At 65.6% G+C, this 16,893-nt stretch carries 15 protein-coding genes; 12 read left to right on the top strand and 3 right to left on the bottom strand.

Annotation, left to right across the window (positions count from 1 at the left end):
* Positions 1–102 precede the first annotated feature (102 nt).
* Complete coding sequence (locus NRG23_RS01120; protein ID WP_257373524.1) at positions 103–1,080, bottom strand: AraC family transcriptional regulator; 978 nt, start codon at positions 1,078–1,080, stop codon at positions 103–105.
* A 285-nt stretch (positions 1,081–1,365) separates the two neighbouring features.
* Here NRG23_RS01120 and NRG23_RS01115 point away from each other — a divergent pair, with 285 nt between their 5' ends.
* The 6 genes from NRG23_RS01115 (at position 1,366) to NRG23_RS01090 (ending at position 8,661) form a co-directional block, all read left to right on the top strand.
* Positions 1,366–1,899 (top strand): 2,4'-dihydroxyacetophenone dioxygenase family protein, encoded by a 534-nt coding sequence (locus tag NRG23_RS01115; RefSeq protein ID WP_009049306.1) that lies wholly within the window; start codon positions 1,366–1,368, stop codon positions 1,897–1,899.
* A gap of 39 nt (positions 1,900–1,938) precedes the next feature.
* Positions 1,939–3,204 (top strand): MFS transporter, encoded by a 1,266-nt coding sequence (locus NRG23_RS01110; RefSeq protein ID WP_257373523.1) that lies wholly within the window; start codon positions 1,939–1,941, stop codon positions 3,202–3,204.
* Positions 3,201–4,265 (top strand): 2,3-butanediol dehydrogenase, encoded by a 1,065-nt coding sequence (locus NRG23_RS01105; protein ID WP_257373522.1) that lies wholly within the window; start codon positions 3,201–3,203, stop codon positions 4,263–4,265. The genes NRG23_RS01110 and NRG23_RS01105 overlap by 4 nt, the downstream gene beginning before the upstream one ends.
* Positions 4,266–4,433: 168 nt before the next feature.
* Complete coding sequence (locus NRG23_RS01100) at positions 4,434–5,735, top strand: carbohydrate porin (RefSeq protein ID WP_028682550.1); 1,302 nt, start codon at positions 4,434–4,436, stop codon at positions 5,733–5,735.
* A 32-nt stretch (positions 5,736–5,767) separates the two neighbouring features.
* Entirely contained in the window at positions 5,768–7,447 is a 1,680-nt protein-coding gene (locus NRG23_RS01095; protein ID WP_257373521.1) for a GMC family oxidoreductase, read from the top strand.
* Positions 7,448–7,686: 239 nt separating this feature from the next.
* Positions 7,687–8,661 carry a bifunctional helix-turn-helix transcriptional regulator/GNAT family N-acetyltransferase gene (locus NRG23_RS01090; protein ID WP_103331546.1) on the top strand — a complete coding sequence of 325 codons (975 nt, stop codon included), beginning with the start codon at positions 7,687–7,689 and terminating at the stop codon, positions 8,659–8,661.
* A gap of 6 nt (positions 8,662–8,667) precedes the next feature.
* Here NRG23_RS01090 and NRG23_RS01085 read toward each other — a convergent pair whose 3' ends face one another.
* Together NRG23_RS01085 and hpaA are read right to left on the bottom strand one after the other, a co-directional pair.
* Positions 8,668–9,762 carry a DUF1176 domain-containing protein gene (locus NRG23_RS01085; RefSeq protein WP_257373520.1) on the bottom strand — a complete coding sequence of 365 codons (1,095 nt, stop codon included), beginning with the start codon at positions 9,760–9,762 and terminating at the stop codon, positions 8,668–8,670.
* A 71-nt stretch (positions 9,763–9,833) separates the two neighbouring features.
* Positions 9,834–10,745 carry a 4-hydroxyphenylacetate catabolism regulatory protein HpaA gene (gene hpaA, locus NRG23_RS01080; RefSeq protein WP_038632821.1) on the bottom strand — a complete coding sequence of 304 codons (912 nt, stop codon included), beginning with the start codon at positions 10,743–10,745 and terminating at the stop codon, positions 9,834–9,836.
* 224 nt (positions 10,746–10,969) lie between these two features.
* Here hpaA and NRG23_RS01075 point away from each other — a divergent pair, with 224 nt between their 5' ends.
* From NRG23_RS01075 to NRG23_RS01050, 6 genes are all read left to right on the top strand, one after another.
* Positions 10,970–11,653, top strand: coding sequence for a fumarylacetoacetate hydrolase family protein (locus NRG23_RS01075; protein ID WP_257373519.1), 684 nt, complete (start codon positions 10,970–10,972; stop codon positions 11,651–11,653).
* A 9-nt stretch (positions 11,654–11,662) separates the two neighbouring features.
* Positions 11,663–12,463 (top strand): fumarylacetoacetate hydrolase family protein, encoded by an 801-nt coding sequence (locus NRG23_RS01070; protein WP_016702470.1) that lies wholly within the window; start codon positions 11,663–11,665, stop codon positions 12,461–12,463.
* Entirely contained in the window at positions 12,464–13,924 is a 1,461-nt protein-coding gene (hpaE, locus tag NRG23_RS01065) for a 5-carboxymethyl-2-hydroxymuconate semialdehyde dehydrogenase (RefSeq protein ID WP_009049316.1), read from the top strand.
* A 155-nt stretch (positions 13,925–14,079) separates the two neighbouring features.
* A complete protein-coding gene (gene hpaD, locus NRG23_RS01060) occupies positions 14,080–14,937 on the top strand; it encodes a 3,4-dihydroxyphenylacetate 2,3-dioxygenase (RefSeq protein WP_257373518.1) in 858 nt (285 codons plus the stop codon).
* Between the two features lie 90 nt (positions 14,938–15,027).
* Complete coding sequence (locus NRG23_RS01055; RefSeq protein WP_009049318.1) at positions 15,028–15,417, top strand: 5-carboxymethyl-2-hydroxymuconate Delta-isomerase; 390 nt, start codon at positions 15,028–15,030, stop codon at positions 15,415–15,417.
* Positions 15,418–15,585: 168 nt separating this feature from the next.
* Positions 15,586–16,893 (top strand): MFS transporter, encoded by a 1,308-nt coding sequence (locus tag NRG23_RS01050; RefSeq protein WP_038632825.1) that lies wholly within the window; start codon positions 15,586–15,588, stop codon positions 16,891–16,893.

Below are 16,893 nucleotides of genomic sequence, written 5' to 3'. Positions count from 1 at the left end.
GAGCGAAGCTTGCTCGCGATGGATTTACAACGATAACGCGCAGTGGCAGGTACATCGCCGCTGCGCGGCTATCGCGAGCAATCGAGCGTCGACCGGCTGCTCCTACGAGGTGGGGGATGCCTGGGACGCGCGCACTTCGCTTGGGGTCTGGCCGTAATGGGCCTTGAACGCCCGGGCGAAGTGGGCCTGGCTGGTGAAGCCGTGGCGGTAGGCGATTTCGCCGATATCCAGGCCTGTTCCCCGCGAGCTGCTCAGCAGGTCATGGGCCTGCTGCAGGCGTTTTTCCAGGATAAAGCGGCTGGGCTGGGTGCCTTCCAGGGCGAACAGCCGGCTCAGGTGCCGCGGTGAAATGCCGGTTTGCGCGGCCACCCGCTCGCAGCTCAGCTCCGGGTCGGCCAACTGTTCGTTGATGCACTGCTTGGCCGCCAGCAGGTAGGAGGCGCTCAGCGCATTGATCCGCCGCTCGCCCACCTGCCCGGCGATCAGGCTGCCCAGCAGCTCCAGCGCCTGGTCCTGATAACCGCCGGCGTCCTGGCTCAGGGGCTGCTGGAAAAAGCCGCGGGTGCGTTCGCCCAGGGTGCGCAGCAACAGGCGCTGCACGCCGCTTTGCCCGCCAATCTTCAGCGGACGGTCGAAACGCTTCAGGCAGCGCTCGGCGAACAGTTCCTGGGGAATGTCGAAAATGAACTGGCGCATCGGCCCGGAGAACCCGAACAGATAGGGTTTGTCGGTGCGGTAGACGATCAGCTCGCCCGGTTCGAGCAACTGACAGGCACCGTCCTGATAGAAAAACGAGCCGCTGCCGGTGACGAAGGACACGAACACCGATTCCTTGGGCACCGAGCGGATCATCGAGTTGTCACGCTCGACCACGTGCTCGTTGCCCTCGATCTGCGCCAGGCGCATGCCCTCCAGTTGCAGGTTGTCCTGGCTGGCGGCAAAACCGCTTTCACAAAAAGAGCTGCATTTGAGGCCGACCAGGGTGGAGGCGTTGTAGTCCTCCCAGAAGGCCAGCCGCTGATCCAGGGCGATGTCCTGGGTGCAGGCATGCCGGGTTTCGAGCAAGGCGCATGGAGACATTTTTATTCTTCTCATGGGCAGAAAATTCGCCGGTCGGCAAGGCAGTGACCGGATCCCGAGGCCGTGGAACACACCGGTCGCGGCCGTTCATTAATATATGAAGCTTATGCCCTGTCAATGTGAAACGCAGTGGGCACAAGTCGATTGCCAGGGTAAACGGCGTCCCTGAAACCTGTAGGAAAACGCTCGTCCGATCCAGTCAACAATCCTGTCCGATTCGATAAAACCCCGCCTGCGCGCCGCGCCTAAAGTCGCCTCGACTCCCACAACGAATAGAGGCCGACCATGCCCGAAGCCGCCAGCCGTGAATTCTGGAAAGACCTGCAACCGATCGCCAATTGCTTCAAGCCGGACGCCAAGCCCGAGGTCTACCTGGCCAATGCCGCCAGCGACGACCTGAAGCTCTATGTGCCCTTCACCGAAACCGTGTCCTCGCGGCCGCTGTGGATCTCGCCGAGCGAGAACCGCTGGTGCGACATCCTCATGGCCAGCAGCGCCGGGCTGGTGAACCGGCATTACCACCCCCACGAAGTGTTCGCCTACACCCTGTCCGGCAAGTGGGGCTACCTGGAGCACGACTGGACCGCCACCGCCGGCGACTTCGTCTACGAGACCCCGGGCGAAGGCCACACCCTGGTGGCCTACGAGCACGAGCAACCGATGCGCGCGTTTTTCATCGTCAAGGGCCCGCTGATCTGGCTCGACGAACAGGGCGAGCCGGAGGGTTATTTCGACGTGCACTCCTATATCGCCATGTGCCGCGCGCACTACGAAAAGATCGGCCTCGGCGCGGCCTATATCGACACGCTGTTTCGCTGAACTCGCGACTTTCACCTGTCCCTCCCGCGGAGAACGACCATGGCTTACAACAACAATAAAGCCGGTTACGAGAACATCCTGCTGGGCGTGCTGTTCCTGACGTTCGGTTTCGTCTTTTTCGATCGCCTGGCCCTGTCCTTCCTGTTTCCGTTCATGGCCGACGAGCTGCAACTGAGCAACAGCCACCTGGGCATGCTGTCGTCGGTCCTGGCCCTGGCCTGGGCGGTGTCCGGCGCGCTGGTCGGGGCCTGGTCGGACCGGCGTGGCAAGCGCAAGCCGCTGCTGATCGTCGCGGTAATCCTGTTTTCCCTGTGCTCGGCGCTGTCGGGGCTGGTCACCGGCTTTCTCAGCCTGCTGCTGTTCCGCGGCATCATGGGCCTGGCCGAAGGGCCGATCCTGCCGCTCTCGCAATCGCTGATGGTGGAGGCCTCCTCGCCCCATCGCCGGGGCCTGAACATGGGCCTGCTGCAAGGCTCGGCGGCCGGGCTGCTGGGCGCGGTGATCGGCCCGCCGGTGCTGATCGGCCTGGCCGAGGCCTACGGCTGGCGCCATGCCTTTATCGTCTCGCTGATCCCCGGATTGCTGATCGCCCTGCTGATCTGGCGCTACGTGCGCAACGACGCGCCGGCGCCAGCAACCACCAGCGACAGCGATAAAGCACAGGTCAATCGCCTGGCCCTGCTGAAAAGCCGCAACATCGTGCTCTGCACCCTGATCAGTTGCGTGTTCCTCACCTGGTTCGTGATCCTCATCTCCTTCACCCCGACCTTCCTGGTCAAGGTCCGCGGCTACAGCCCGGCGAGCATGGGCACGGTGATGAGTTGCCTGGGCGGCGCCTGGGTGCTGTGGGGCTTCGGCGTGGCGGCGATTTCCGACCGCTTCGGCCGGCGCCCGACCCTGGTGCTGTTCTCGCTGATCGCCGCCTGCTGCCCGATCGCCCTGCTCTACGCCAACAGCCCGCTGCTGATGGGCGTGCTGATGCTGCTGACCTACACCGGCCTTGGCTGCTTCACCCTGTTCATGGCGACCATCCCGGCGGAAACCGTGCCCCGGGAAGTCATGGCCACCGCCCTGGGCATGATCATGGGCATCGGCGAGCTGGTGGGCGGCTTCGTCTCGCCGACCATCGCCGGCTTCGCCGCCGACCGTTTCGGCCTGTCCATCGTCATGTGGATCTCCTGTGGTGGCGCCCTGCTGGCCGCGCTGCTGGCGCTGTTCCTCAAGGAAACCGCGCCGGCGGTCCTCGCGCGCGGGCGCCGCGCCGAACCTTCCCTGTCTTCCGCCCTGCAAGGAAACCAGCCATGAAAGCATTGCGTTGGCATGCCGCCCGCGACTTGCGCCTGAGCGATCTGCAACTGCCACAGCCCGGCCCGGGCGAGGTGCTGGTCCAGGTGGCCTACTGCGGTATCTGCGGCAGCGACCTGCACGAATACGCCGACGGCCCGCACTCGATTCCCCAGCAAGAGCCCCACCCGCTGTCCGGTTGCCGCGCGCCGCTGACCCTCGGCCACGAATTCTGCGGCCAGGTCCTGGCGGTGGGCGAAGGCGTCGACCGGGTGCGGATCGGCAGCCGGGTGGCGGTGGAACCGGAGTATCGCTGCGGCGATTGCCAGTACTGCCGCGCCGGCCAGTACAACCTCTGCCAGTCCATGGGTTTCATTGGCCTGATGGGCGACGGCGGTTTCGCCGAACAGGTGCTGGTGCCGGCGTACATGCTGCACCCGCTGCCGGATTCGGTGAGCTTCAAGCAGGCCGCGGTGCTGGAGCCGGCGGCGGTGGCCTTTCACGCGCTGAACCAGAGCAGCCTGCTGGCCGGCGACAGCTGCGTGGTGTTCGGCCTCGGCCCCATCGGCCTGCTGCTGATCCTGTTGGCGCGGCTGCGCGGCGTGGAGCGGATCTTCGCCGTGGACATCAGCCCGGAACGCCGGCGGCTGGCCCGCGACTTCGGCGCCCAGGAAGTGCTCGATGGCCACGCCGCCGACCTGTCGCAACGCCTGCACGAACTGAGCGGCGGTGGCGTCGACACGGCCTTCGAGGCCGCCGGCAGCCAGCAGACCCTGAGCCTGGCCCTGCATGCCCTGCGCAAGGGCGGCGAGGTGGTGCTGGTGGGGCTGATGGGCGAGGTCAGCGTCGATGCCTTCCACCTGGTCAATAACGAACTGCGCCTGCTCGGCAGCGTGGGTTATCGCAACGCCTACCCGCCGCTGATCGAACTGCTGGCCAGCGGCCGCCTGGACCTGACCCGCGCCGTGACCCGCTGCGTGACCCTGGACCAGGCCGTGGAGCATGGCTTCGAAGCCCTGCTGCGGGACAAGAGCCAGATCAAGGTGCTGGTCAACCCCACCCCCGAACTGGCCAAGGCGTGACCCTGTAGCCGCTGCCGCAGGCTGCGATCGAGGACGCAGTCCTCGCCAGCACCATCGGCAGCCTCCTGGTAACCCGTTGGCGAACGCTGCGCGTCCGATCGCAGCCTGCGGCAGCGGCTACAGACCTGAACAACTCATTACAAAAACAACAAGAAACGAGTACCGACCATGAAAAGCACTCCCCTGCTGTGCCCGCTGCTGGCGGCTGTCCTGTTCACCCCTTTGTGCCAGGCCGGGACTCCGGCACCCAGCCGCGAAGGCCCGCTGGCCGGGCTCGGCGAGCAACTGGCCGGCTACGGTATCCGCCCCCATGTGCAGTTCTGGAGCCTGTCGATGAACAACCTCGACACCGGTCCGCGCGAACACAGCTTCGGCAACAGCGGCGACCTGTTCGTCGGCGCCGACTTCGACCTCGATACCCTTGCCGGCCTCGAAGGCGCGGCCGTTCATTTCGAGGAAACCTTCTTCATCCTCGACACCGCCACCGGCCAGCCGACCTCGCGCAACTGGCAAGGCGCCGCCGGCAGCTATTTCGCCGGCGCGCCGATCCACAACGACATCACCAGCAACCAGCTGAGCCTGCTGACCTACCAGCAGACCTGGCTCGACGGCCAAGTCGACATGAGCCTGGGGCGCACCAACGCCCGGCGCTACTTCTATATCTACAACTGCGAAACCGTGGTCACCTGCAACGACCCGATCATCGATTCGTCCACCGGCATCCTGCCGCCGCCCTACGGCAGCTGGGGCGGCTACCTGAAGTACCAGCCGACGCCGGGCTTGTATGTGCATGCCGGCGCCTTCGAATCGAACCCGGTGGACTACCTGAAAAAACGCAAGGGCCTGGACTTCAGCACCGACGACGCCAGCGGCACCAGCCTGCTGCTGGGCATCGGCAGCAAGCACGACGGCGCCTATAGCGCCCACTACGAACTCAACGGCTACTACAACACCTCCAGGCAGTACGACCCGCTGACCGGCGCCAGCGAGCACGGCACCGGCGGCGCCTTCTTCAAGTTCCAGCAAGGTTTCTGGCGGGCCGACGGCGGCCAGGGCACCGCGCCCCAGGCCCTGCTGGCGTTCGGTTCGCTGTCCCTGGCCGCCGACGACAAGCAGCCCTTCAGCCACTTCGCCGAAATCGGCCTGACTTACCTGGCGCCCTTCGACCGGCCCCAGGACAAGCTCAACCTCAAGGCCAGCTACCTGCGCCTCAACGACCACCAGTTGCGCTTCCAGCAACAGGCGCGGATCGCCAACGGCGGCGACCCCAGCCTGGGCGAACGCAATGTCTACGCCATCGAGGCCAACGGCCACTTCGCCCTGACCCGGCACCTGGCGCTCGAACCCAGCGTGCAGTACCTGATCAACCCGGACAATTTCTACAACCCCGAGGCCCGCGAGCTCAGCGGCAACGGTTTTGTCGTCGGCCTGCAAGTCATGTACGACGTCGGCGCGGCGCTGGGGTTGTGAACCTGCTTCTCACTGCCAACGAGGTATCTCCCATGACTGACTCTGCCCCGCGTTCGTTCGACTACATCGTGGTCGGGGCCGGCTCGGCCGGTTGCGTGCTGGCCAACCGGCTGTCCGCCGATCCGCAGCTCAGCGTCTGCCTGATCGAAGCCGGCCCCAGCGACCGCAGCCTGTTCCCCGGCGCCTATGTGCGCACCCCGGCAGGCATCATCCGGCTGATCGCCAACCCGAAGTGGAACTGGATGCACCAGTTCAGCGCCCAGGCCGCCAGCGGCGACCGTCCGATCCCCTGCCCCCGCGGCCGGCTCTGGGGCGGCTCCAGCGCGATCAACGGCATGATCTACATCCGCGGCCACCGCAGCGACTACGACCGCTGGGCCGCGGCCGGCAACCAGGGCTGGAGCTACGACGAACTGCTGCCGTACTTCCTGCGCTCGGAGCACTTCGAGCCCGGCGCCTCGCCCTGGCATGGGCAAGGCGGCGAACTCAACGTCGCCGCGCAACGCAGCCCGAGCCCGATCAATGAGGTGTTCTACCAGGCCGCCCAGGAACTGGGCTGGCGCTACAACCCGGACTTCAACGGCGAGGAGCAGGAAGGCTACGGCCCCTTCCATGTCACCCAGATCAACGGCGAACGTTGCAGCGCCGCGCGGGCCTTCCTGCACCCGGCGCTGCCGCGGCCCAACCTCAGCGTATTGAGCTCGACCCTGACCCACCGCGTGCTGCTGGACGGCAACCGCGCCTGCGGCGTCGAGGTCAGCCAGGACGGCGCGGTGTTCCAGCTCCAGGCCCGGCGCGAAGTGATCCTCAGCGCCGGGGCGATCAACTCGCCGCAGCTGCTGTTGCTCTCCGGCATCGGCCCGGCCGCCGAGCTGGAGCGCCATGGCATCGCCCAGCGCCATGAACTGCCGGGGGTTGGCCACAACCTGCAGGACCATCAGGACGTGGTGCTGATGTACCGCTGCGACAGCGAGCTGACCTACGGCGTGTCGGCCAAGGGCCTGCTGCCCCTGGCGCGCTCGCCCTGGCAGTACCTGAGCCGGCGCAGCGGTCCGCTGACTTCCAATACCGTGGAGTCCGGCGGTTTCCTGCGCCTGCAGGCCGAGGACGCCGCGCCGGAACTGGGCCTGATCGTCGCCCCGGCGCTGAAGAACCAGCCCCAGCGCCTGGTGCCGCTGGGCCATGGCGTCAGCCTGCACATCGCCGTGATGCACCCGCAAAGCCGTGGCCAGGTCCGGCTCAATTCCGCCGATCCCCATGACAAGCCCATCATCGACAGCAACTTCCTCAGCCACCCGGAGGACCTGCGCAAGCTGGTGGCGGGCGTGCGCCTGGTGCGCCAGCTGGCGGCGAGCCAGGCCTTCGCCCGGCGCCTCAAGGGCGAGCTGGTGCCCGGCCCGCACGTCGAGAGCCAGGCGCAGATCGAGCAGTGGATCCGCGACAGCCTGGGTACCGTGTTCCACCCGGTCGGCACCTGCAAGATGGGCCACGACGAACAGGCGGTGGTCGACGACCAGCTGCGGGTCCACGGCGTACAGGGCCTGCGGGTGGCCGACGCATCGATCATGCCGAGCCTGACCACCGGCAATACCAACGCGGCGGCGATCATGATCGGCGAAAAGGCCGCCGACCTGCTGCTGGGTAAGGCGCCGCTGAGCATTCAGGTTCCCGCTCGCCTGGAGGAACAGGCATCCACGCTGGCCATTGGCTGAAAGACGGCCACTTGTAGGAGCGAAGCTTGCTCGCGATGGACTTGAGAGCGCCGCGTTTAGCCAGTCGGTACGCGTTATCGTTAACGATCATCGCGAGCAATCGAGCGTCGACCGGCTGCTCCTACAGGGGATCACCTGCACTCGACTGATCGGTGTTGACCCAGAAGCCCGCGTCCCTATGGATTTTGCCGCAGCCTGAACATATAGTTGTATCGAACAACCATATATGGAGCCTCGCCATGTCCTCCCCGTCGCCGCTGGTGGATCAGGTCCGTAACGAATCGCGCAAACTGGTGCGCGAGCTGGGCTTCATGGGCGCCACCCTGGCCGGCTCCGACCTTGCGCCTTCGGCGGTGCATGCGCTGATCGAACTCGATCTGTACGCCCCGCTCACCGCCGCCCAGCTGGGCAAGAGCCTGAACCTGGAGAAGTCCTCGGTCAGCCGCCTGCTGGCCAAGCTCATCGAGCGCGGCGATATCCAGGAAAGCCCCAGCCCCAGCGATGCCCGGGAAAAACTCCTGGGCCTGACCGCCAGCGGACGCAAACAGGTCGCCGCTATCCATGCCTTTGGCAGCGCCCAGGTGCAACAGGCGCTGCGCCTGCTTGCGCCGCGCGAGCAAAGCCAGGTGGTCGCCGGACTGCGCAGTTATGGCCAGGCGCTGCAGGCTTGCCGCCTGGGCCAGGCGCAGATCGCCGCGGCAATCCCTAGCGTGCAGCGTGGCTATCGGCCGGGCATGATCGGCCGCATCACCGAGCTGCATGCACACTACTACTCACGCCTGGTGGGTTTCGGGCAGTTCTTTGAACAGCGCGTCGCGGCGGGTCTGGCGGAATTCAGCGAGCGCCTGGACCACCCGGATAACGGCATCTGGCTGGCGGTGCTGGACGAGCAGATCGTCGGTTCGATCGCCATCGATCTCGGCGGCGCCCCGGACCACAAGCAGGCCGACAAGAGTGCCCATCTGCGCTGGTTTATCCTCGACGAGGCGGCCCGTGGCACCGGCACCGGTCGCCTGCTGCTCAAGACGGCGCTGGAGCATTGCGACCGGGTGGGGGCAACCTCCTGCTACCTGTGGACCTTCAGCGGCCTGGACGCCGCCCGGCATCTGTATGAAGCCTTCGGCTTCCAGCTGGTGGAGGAACAGCCGGCGGCGCAATGGGGCAAGACCGTGCTGGAACAGAAGTTCGAGCGCCGCCATCCAGGCCTGGCCTGAAACGCCTCAGCGGTTGGCCGGCGGTGCGATGTTCCACAGCCGCGGCCAGTCTTCCGAGGACAGGCCGTTGCAAGTCGGCATCTGCCGGTAATCGCTGAGCTGGAAGCTTTCGCCGTCGAACAGCCAGCGCCCGCTTTCACCGCAGTCGCCAATGCCGCGGGCCAGATAGAAGGTGCTCAGCACCCCGGTCTTGGGGTCGTAGTGGGCGCCGCCCGAACCGTCCGCGTTGTTCATGGGCACGGCTTGCCGGCGCAGCGCCTCGAGCTTCGGCGGATTGCTGCGCGACCAGCTGCTGATCAGGTAGTCGCAGTTGTAGGCCGCGCACTCGCTCAGCACCACCGTCAACGCCCGTTGCGCGGTCAGCGGATAGACCTCGACCTGGGGCTCGGCCACATAGTCTTCATCGTCGTTGGGCGTACCCGGCGTGGCGAGCTTCACGGCGGCCGCCGAGATCCGCGTGCGTTCCGCCTCCGTCAGTTCCGGAGCCCCCGGATAAGCCCGCAGCTGGGCCGGCAGCGGCCGCGCCGGCACCTCGCTGGCCGGACGCTGGCCTGGCCGCCACAGCGCCGTCACGCCATCGACCCGGCCCTGCACCGAGTCCATCAGCAGCAGCGCCGCCGACAGACCGGACAACGGCACCCGGGCCTCGTCGTCTCCCGCCAGCTTCAGTTCTTCGGCATTGCGCAGGCGTTCCAGCCACTGGCGGGCCCGGATCGGGTCGGCGATTTCATAGCGGGTGACCTGGGTCTGCGCACCCTTCTTCTCCGGCAACAGCACCAGGGCGTCCAGCAGTTGCGGCTCCAGCGCCTGGCCGTCGAGGCGCAAGGCCGACAGCTCAGCGGGCTCCCCGCGCTGGTCCAGGCGTATTTCCAGCGGACCGTCGGGGCCGGCGCGACGCTGGATATGCAGGGTCAGGCTGCTGTACTGCACGCCGTGTTCGCCGTTGGGCGCGCTCAGGGCGTGGCAGCCGCGCAGGTTATCGCAGCCGGTGATCCATTCCTTGGTCTGGCGCAGCAAGGGCACCTTTTCCGCGGCGTTCTGCGCCAGCGCCTGGGCGGCGCTGGCCGTCAGCAAAAGGACCATCAGGGTGCGCTGCAACATGGGACTTTCCTTGTCGGGTAAAGGCGCCGATTGTCCCACGCAGCGCCCCTGCCCTCCCAGTTTTTTTGCCTTCAGGACCAGGGTTTCGCCGCGCCCTGGCGCGCCCGGTATTCCCCCGGCGTCATCTTCGCGTAGCGCTGGAAGAACCGGCTGAAATACGCCGGGTCCTTGAACCCCAGCTGGTAGCAGATTTCATTCACCGAACTGGCGGTGAACAGCAGCAGGCGCTTGGACTCCTGCATCAGGCGCTCGTACACCAGGCGTTTCGACGGCAGGTCGGCGATGCGCCGGCAGACATCGTTGAGGCGCGCCTCGGTGACGCCGATCTGCCCGGCATAGCGCGACAGCGGCCAATGCTCCAGGTACTGGGCTTCGATCAGTTCGTTGAAGCGATGGAAGATCTGCAGGTCTTCGTGCCGCGCCGGGCGCGCCTTGAGGGAATTGGCCGAGAGCCTGAGCAGGCTGATCAGGATCAAGCGGGTCAGGGCTTCCAGCGCCGGCGCATGCCCGGCGCCCTGCCCGGTGACTTCCTCCTGCAACTCATCGAACAGCAACGCCAGGCGCCGCGCCTCGCCGGCGAATCCCGGGTCCAGGCGCGCCAGGGCCACGCAGGCCGGTGCCACCTGGGGGCCGCTGGCCAGACGGCTGTCGGCTTCGATCAGTTCCCACACCAGTTGCTGGCGCACGGTCAGCACGTGGCCTTCGCTGTCGGCCTCGGTGACGAAGGAATGGGCAATGGTTGGTGGCGTGAGGAAAAACATCGGCCCCGATTCCAGGTACTGCTGGTCGTCGAGGTAGACCCGCACCGCGCCGCTTTTCACGTAGTGCACCTGGAAAAACCGGTCGTGACGGTGCACCGGCATGTTGCGGCCGAAGAACCCGGCCAGGTTGCTCAGCTTGTCGTAATGCACCTGCGAATCGGCGTAACGCTGGTCGTAGACCTGCCCGATGTTGATGTTGGGGATCGGCTGGCGATCGCTCATGGTGGCGTGTCTCTTTTTTTGCTCGCGGCGCTTTTTATTTCGCCGCAGCACTTTTTTATTTTTACCCGCGGCAAGCGCCCACATCCTGCGTGATTCGCGGCCTGTTCACCAGTACTCGGCAAACGGGTCAGGGTCGGCGCTTGACGATCGTTAACATATTAAATATAACGTTAACACATTAACGAAATCACCTCGTCTTCCGCGATGCTCAGGAGAAAACCACAATGAGCCGTGCACTGCATGAAGTCGCCACCGGCACCCTGTTCGGCGTCGCGCTGAACTATCAGGGCCTGTTGCGCAGCCACCTGGAATCCTTCACCCAGCCGCCCTACCAGAAGCCACCGGTCAAGCCGGTGCTGTTCATCAAGACCCCCAACACCCGCAACGTCCACGGCGGCGCCGTGATCTATCCGCAGGGTGTCGAGCGCCTGCAACCGGGCCCGGCGCTGGGCGTGGTGATCGGCAAGCGCACAAGCCGGGTCAGCGTGGAAAACGCCCTGCAGCATGTGGCCGGCTACACCATCGTCAATGAATTCAGCCTGCCGGAAGACAGCTACTACCGCCCCGCCGTCAAGGCCAAGTGTCGTGACGGTTTCTGCGCCTTCGGCCCGGAACTGGTGCCGGCGGCCCAGGTGCGCGATCCCCATGAGCTGGAACTGAAGCTGTGGGTCAACGGCGAACTGCTGCAACGCAACAGCACCGCCAACCTGGTGCGCGGCATTCCCCAGCTGATCGCCGAAATCAGCGAGTTCATGACCCTGCACGAGGGCGACGTGCTGATCACCGGCACCCCCGAAGGCCGGATCGACGTCAAGCCCGGCGACCGTATCGAAGTGGAGATCAGCGGCCTGGGCCGTCTCGCCAATCACGTTGTTGCCGAAAAAACCGCCGAAGCAGCCGCCGAATAAGGAGCCGCCATGAAACACGCCCGCATCCGTTATCAAGGCCAGGTCCACGACGTGCTGGTCAACGCGCCCAACAGCGTGAAACTGGCCGATGGCCGTGTGCTCGCCGAGGATCAGGTCGAGTGGCTGCCCCCGGCCACCGGCAGCATGTTCGCCCTGGGCCTGAACTACGCCGACCACGCCGCCGAACTGGCCTTCAAGCCGCCGACCGAGCCGCTGGTGTTCATCAAGTCCCCCGGCACCTACACCGGCCACAACCAGGTCACCTGGCGCCCGGACAACGTCGCCTACATGCACTACGAGTGCGAACTGGTGGCGGTGATCGGCAAGACCGCGCGCAACGTCAAGCGCGAGGATGCCCTGGACTACCTGGCCGGCTACACGGTTTGCAACGACTACGCGATCCGCGACTACCTGGAAAACTACTACCGGCCCAACCTGCGGGTGAAAAACCGCGACGCCACCACCCCGGTCGGGCCATGGATAGTCGACGTCGCCGACGTGCCCGAGCCGAACCGGCTGAAGCTGCGCACCTGGGTCAACGGCGAGCTGCGCCAGGAAGGCACTACCGCCGACATGATCTTCGACATCCCCTACCTGATCGAATACCTCTCCAGCTTCATGACCCTGCAACCCGGCGACATGATCGCCACCGGCACCCCCGAAGGCCTGTCCGACGTGGTGCCCGGCGATGAAGTGGTGGTGGAAGTCGAAGGCGTCGGCCGGCTGGTCAACCGCATCGTCAGCGAGGCGGAGTTCTTCAGGATCAAGGCACAACACGACACGCAACTGGCGGCCAAGGAGCACGCATAAATGATCAAACACTGGATCAACGGCCGCGAGGTCGAAAGCCAAGACACTTTCGTCAACTACAACCCGGCCACCGGCGAAGCCATCGGTGAAGTGGCCAGCGGCGGTGCCGGGGAAATCGCCCAGGCGGTCGCGGCGGCCAAGGATGCCTTTCCGAAATGGGCCAATACTCCGGCGAAAGAACGGGCACGGCTGATGCGCAAGCTGGGCGAGCTGATCGACCAGAACGTGCCGCACCTGGCGGAGCTGGAAACCCTCGACACCGGTCTGCCGATCCACCAGACCAAAAATGTCCTGATCCCCCGCGCCTCGCACAACTTCGACTTCTTCGCCGAGGTCTGCACCCGCATGGATGGCCACAGCTATCCGGTGGACGACCAGATGCTCAACTACACCCTGTACCAGCCGGTCGGCGTCTGCGCCCTGGTGTCGCCGTGGAACGTGCCGTTCATGACCGCCACCTGGAAGACCGCGCCGTGCCTGGCGCTGGGCAACACAGCGGTGCTGAAGATGTCCGAGCTGTCGCCGCTGACCGCCAACGAACTGGGGCGCCTGGCGGTCGAAGCCGGCATTCCCAATGGTGTGCTGAACATCGTCCAGGGCTACGGCGCCACCGCCGGCGATGCCTTGGTACGCCACCCGGACGTGCGCGCGATTTCCTTCACCGGCGGCACCGCCACCGGCAAGAAGATCATGCAGACCGCCGGGTTGAAAAAGTACTCCATGGAGCTGGGCGGCAAGTCGCCGGTGCTGATCTTCGAAGACGCCGACCTGCAGCGCGCCCTGGACGCCGCGCTGTTCACCATCTTCTCGCTCAACGGCGAACGCTGCACCGCCGGCAGCCGGATCTTCATCCAGGAAAGCGTCTACCCGCAGTTCGTCGCCGAGTTCGCCGCCCGCGCCAAGCGGCTGATCGTCGGCGATCCGACCGATCCCAAGACCCAGGTCGGCTCGATGATCACCCAGGCCCACTACGACAAGGTCACTGGCTATATCCGCATCGGCATCGAGGAAGGCGCCACCCTGCTCGCCGGTGGCCTGGAGCGTCCGGCCAACCTGCCGGCACACCTCGCCCGTGGCCAGTTCATCCAGCCGACCGTGTTCGCCGATGTGAACAACAAGATGCGCATCGCCCAGGAAGAGATCTTCGGCCCGGTGGTCTGCCTGATCCCGTTCAAGGACGAGGCCGAGGCCCTGCAACTGGCCAACGACACCGAGTACGGACTGGCCTCTTACATCTGGACCCAGGACATCGGCAAGGCCCATCGCCTGGCCCGTGGCATCGAGGCCGGCATGGTGTTCATCAACAGCCAGAACGTGCGCGACCTGCGCCAGCCGTTCGGCGGGGTCAAGGGCTCCGGCACCGGCCGCGAAGGCGGCGAGTACAGCTTCGAGGTGTTTGCCGAGATCAAGAACATCTGTATCTCCATGGGCAGCCACCACATCCCGCGCTGGGGCGTGTAAGGTTGAAAAATCCGCTGTAGCCGTGGCCGCGGGCCGCGATCCGGCGCCTTGTTCACAGTCGATCGAGGTGTCCCGGTTACGACTGCTACGCAGTCGATCGCAGCCTTCGGCAGCGGCTACAAGATCGAACAATAAGATGTTTCAGGAGAAGCACCATGGGCGAAGTCGTCATGGCCGCCAAGGTCTGCCACGTTCCATCGATGTACCTGTCCGAACTGCCGGGCAAGCACCACGGCTGTCGCGAAGCGGCGATCGCCGGGCACAAGGAAATCGCCCGCCGCGCCCGCGAACTGGGGGCCGACACCGCGGTGGTGTTCGACGTGCACTGGCTGGTCAACAGCGGTTACCACATCAACTGCGGCGAGCACTTCGAGGGCACCTACACCAGCAACGAACTGCCGCACTTCATCAAGAACATGGACTACGACTACAACGGCTGCCCGGAACTGGGCGAGCTGATTGCCGCCGAAGCCAATGCCGCCGATGTGCGCACCCTCGCCCACAACATCCCCAGCCTGGAGCTGGAATACGGCACCCTGGTGCCGATGCGCTACATGCACATGGACGTACCGCCGGAGCAGCATTTCCAAGTGATTTCCATCGCCGCCTGGTGTGCCTGGCACAAGCTCGAAGACAGCTTCACCTTCGGCGCCGCGGTGCGCCGGGCCATCGAAAAGAGCGACCGCAAGGTCCTGGTGCTGGCCTCCGGCTCGCTATCGCACCGCTTCTCCGACGACCGCGAGGCCGAAGCCAACATCCATAACTGGACCCGCGAATTCGACAAGCAGGTGGACCTGCGAGTGGTCGAACTGTGGCAACAGGGGCGCTTCCGCGAGTTCTGCTCGATGCTCCCGGACTACGCCGAACACTGCTTCGGCGAAGGCCGGATGCACGACACCGCCATGCTCCTGGGCCTGCTCGGCGGCCCCGAATACAACCGGCCGGCGGAGATTGTCACCGCGCCTTTCGGCAGCTCCGGCACCGGCCAGATCAACGCTATTTTTGAGATATGAAGCAGCGGCAAGCAGCAAGCTACAAGCCACAAGAGAACCCTCTTGCCGCTTGCAGCTTGCGGCTTGTAGCTGCCTCCAAAGGAGGCCCCCATGCCGCACTTCATCGCCGAATACACCGACAACATCGAGCAGGCCGCCGACCTGCCGGGCCTGTTCGAGAAGGTCCACGACTACCTCGGGGCCAGCGGCGTGTTCCCGCTCGGCGGCATCCGCAGCCGCGGCGTGCGCCTGGACACCTGGCGCATGGCCGACGGCAAGCACGACTACGCCTTCGTCCATATGCGCCTGCAGGTCGGAGCCGGGCGCGACCTGGCGACCAGACGCAAGGTCGCCGAGGGTTTGTTCGAGATCATCAAGGCGCACTTCGCCGAGCTCCAGGCCCAGCGCCTGCTGGCGCTGTCGTTCGAGATGAGCGAATTGGATGCCGAGCTGAACTTCAAGCACAACAACGTGCATGAGTTTCTCAAGCGCCAAGCGTGACCTGTGACCTGTAGCCGCTGCCGCAGGCTGCGATCGGCTTGGGCGGCACTTCCGACGAAGCAGTCGTGCTCTTGAGATTGCTGGAAGCCCCTTCGGGGCTTATCGCAGCCTGCGGCAGCGGCTAAAGGTCCGAGCCCTATCGACAAGAACAATAAAAGAGACCCACCCATGTCCAGCTCGACCCTTGCCCTGCCCAGCGCCGCGGAGACGTCCGACACCTATCGGCGGATCACCTGGCGGCTGATGCCCCTGCTGTTCACCTGCTACATCTTCGCCCACCTGGACCGCATCAATATCGGCTTCGCCAAGCTGCAGATGACCCAGGACCTGGGCTTCAGCGACAGCGTCTACGGTTTTGGCGCCGGCCTGTTCTTCATCGCCTACGCGCTGTTCGGCGTGCCCAGCAACCTGGCCCTGGACCGGGTCGGGCCGCGCCGCTGGATCGCCAGCCTGATGGTGGTCTGGGGCCTGCTGTCCAGCGCCATGCTGCTGGTGGACAGCGCCGCCGGCTTCTACCTGTTGCGCTTTCTGCTGGGGGTGGCCGAGGCCGGTTTTTTCCCCGGCATCCTGGTGCTGCTCAATCGCTGGTTCCCGGCCAGCCGCCGGGGTCAGGTGACCGCGCTGTTCGCCATCGCCGTGCCCATGGCCGGGGTGATCGGCGGGCCGCTGTCGGGCTGGATTCTCGAAAGTTTCCACGACCTGGGCGGGATGCGTGGCTGGCAATGGATGTTCCTGATCGAAGGCCTGCCGGTGGTCCTGCTTGGCCTGGTGGTGCTCAAGGCGCTGCCGGAAAGCATCGACAGCGTCGGCTGGCTGAGCGACCAACAAAAGCAGCAACTGCACGCGGCCCTGAGCCAGGAAGAACAGCACAAGCCGATCACCCGCTTCGCCGGCATCCTCCAGGACAGGCACATCTGGCTGCTGGTGTGCATCTATTTCGCGGTGATGCTGGCGGTCAACACCATCGCCTTCTGGATGCCCACCCTGATCCACCACGCCGGCATCGCCCGCGACAGCCGCGTCGGCCTGCTCAGCGCCCTGCCGTACCTGGCCGGCTGCCTGTTCATGATCGGCGTCGGCCGTTCTTCCGACCGCCTGCGCGAACGGCGCTGGCACCTGAGCGTGCCGCTGCTGATGTCCAGCGTCGGCCTGATCGTCGCCGGCCTGGCCCCGGACAATGCCTGGCTGGTGATGGCCGGGCTGCTGGTGGCCGGCATGGGCGCCAGCGCCGCGCTGCCAATGTTCTGGCAACTGCCGCCGGCCTTTCTCGCCAGCAACACCCAGGCCGCGGGGATCGCCCTGATCAGTTCCTTCGGCAGCATCGCCGCCTTCCTCGCGCCCTACCTGATCGGCGTGGTCCGCGACGCCACCCAGAGCGCCAGCCTCGCCCTGTATGCCCTGGCCCTGCTGATCGCCGGCGGCGCCTGGCTGGTGCTGCGGGTGCCGGCCCTTATCGTCAATCCCCAGGAGAAGTAA

The sequence above is a fragment of the Pseudomonas sp. T8 genome (assembly GCF_024610635.1).
Taxonomy (GTDB): domain Bacteria; phylum Pseudomonadota; class Gammaproteobacteria; order Pseudomonadales; family Pseudomonadaceae; genus Aquipseudomonas; species Aquipseudomonas chlororaphis_I.
Note: the sequence above shows the minus strand (reverse complement) of the source record. Positions and strands in the feature narration are given on the sequence as shown.

Coding starts and splice junctions, on each gene's coding strand:
- NRG23_RS01120 (WP_257373524.1), bottom strand. CDS start 1,080: ATGTCTCCATGCGCCTTGCTCGAAACCCGGCATGCCTGCACCCAGGAC.
- NRG23_RS01115 (WP_009049306.1), top strand. CDS start 1,366: ATGCCCGAAGCCGCCAGCCGTGAATTCTGGAAAGACCTGCAACCGATC.
- NRG23_RS01110 (WP_257373523.1), top strand. CDS start 1,939: ATGGCTTACAACAACAATAAAGCCGGTTACGAGAACATCCTGCTGGGC.
- NRG23_RS01105 (WP_257373522.1), top strand. CDS start 3,201: ATGAAAGCATTGCGTTGGCATGCCGCCCGCGACTTGCGCCTGAGCGAT.
- NRG23_RS01100 (WP_028682550.1), top strand. CDS start 4,434: ATGAAAAGCACTCCCCTGCTGTGCCCGCTGCTGGCGGCTGTCCTGTTC.
- NRG23_RS01095 (WP_257373521.1), top strand. CDS start 5,768: ATGACTGACTCTGCCCCGCGTTCGTTCGACTACATCGTGGTCGGGGCC.
- NRG23_RS01090 (WP_103331546.1), top strand. CDS start 7,687: ATGTCCTCCCCGTCGCCGCTGGTGGATCAGGTCCGTAACGAATCGCGC.
- NRG23_RS01085 (WP_257373520.1), bottom strand. CDS start 9,762: ATGTTGCAGCGCACCCTGATGGTCCTTTTGCTGACGGCCAGCGCCGCC.
- hpaA (WP_038632821.1), bottom strand. CDS start 10,745: ATGAGCGATCGCCAGCCGATCCCCAACATCAACATCGGGCAGGTCTAC.
- NRG23_RS01075 (WP_257373519.1), top strand. CDS start 10,970: ATGAGCCGTGCACTGCATGAAGTCGCCACCGGCACCCTGTTCGGCGTC.
- NRG23_RS01070 (WP_016702470.1), top strand. CDS start 11,663: ATGAAACACGCCCGCATCCGTTATCAAGGCCAGGTCCACGACGTGCTG.
- hpaE (WP_009049316.1), top strand. CDS start 12,464: ATGATCAAACACTGGATCAACGGCCGCGAGGTCGAAAGCCAAGACACT.
- hpaD (WP_257373518.1), top strand. CDS start 14,080: ATGGGCGAAGTCGTCATGGCCGCCAAGGTCTGCCACGTTCCATCGATG.
- NRG23_RS01055 (WP_009049318.1), top strand. CDS start 15,028: ATGCCGCACTTCATCGCCGAATACACCGACAACATCGAGCAGGCCGCC.
- NRG23_RS01050 (WP_038632825.1), top strand. CDS start 15,586: ATGTCCAGCTCGACCCTTGCCCTGCCCAGCGCCGCGGAGACGTCCGAC.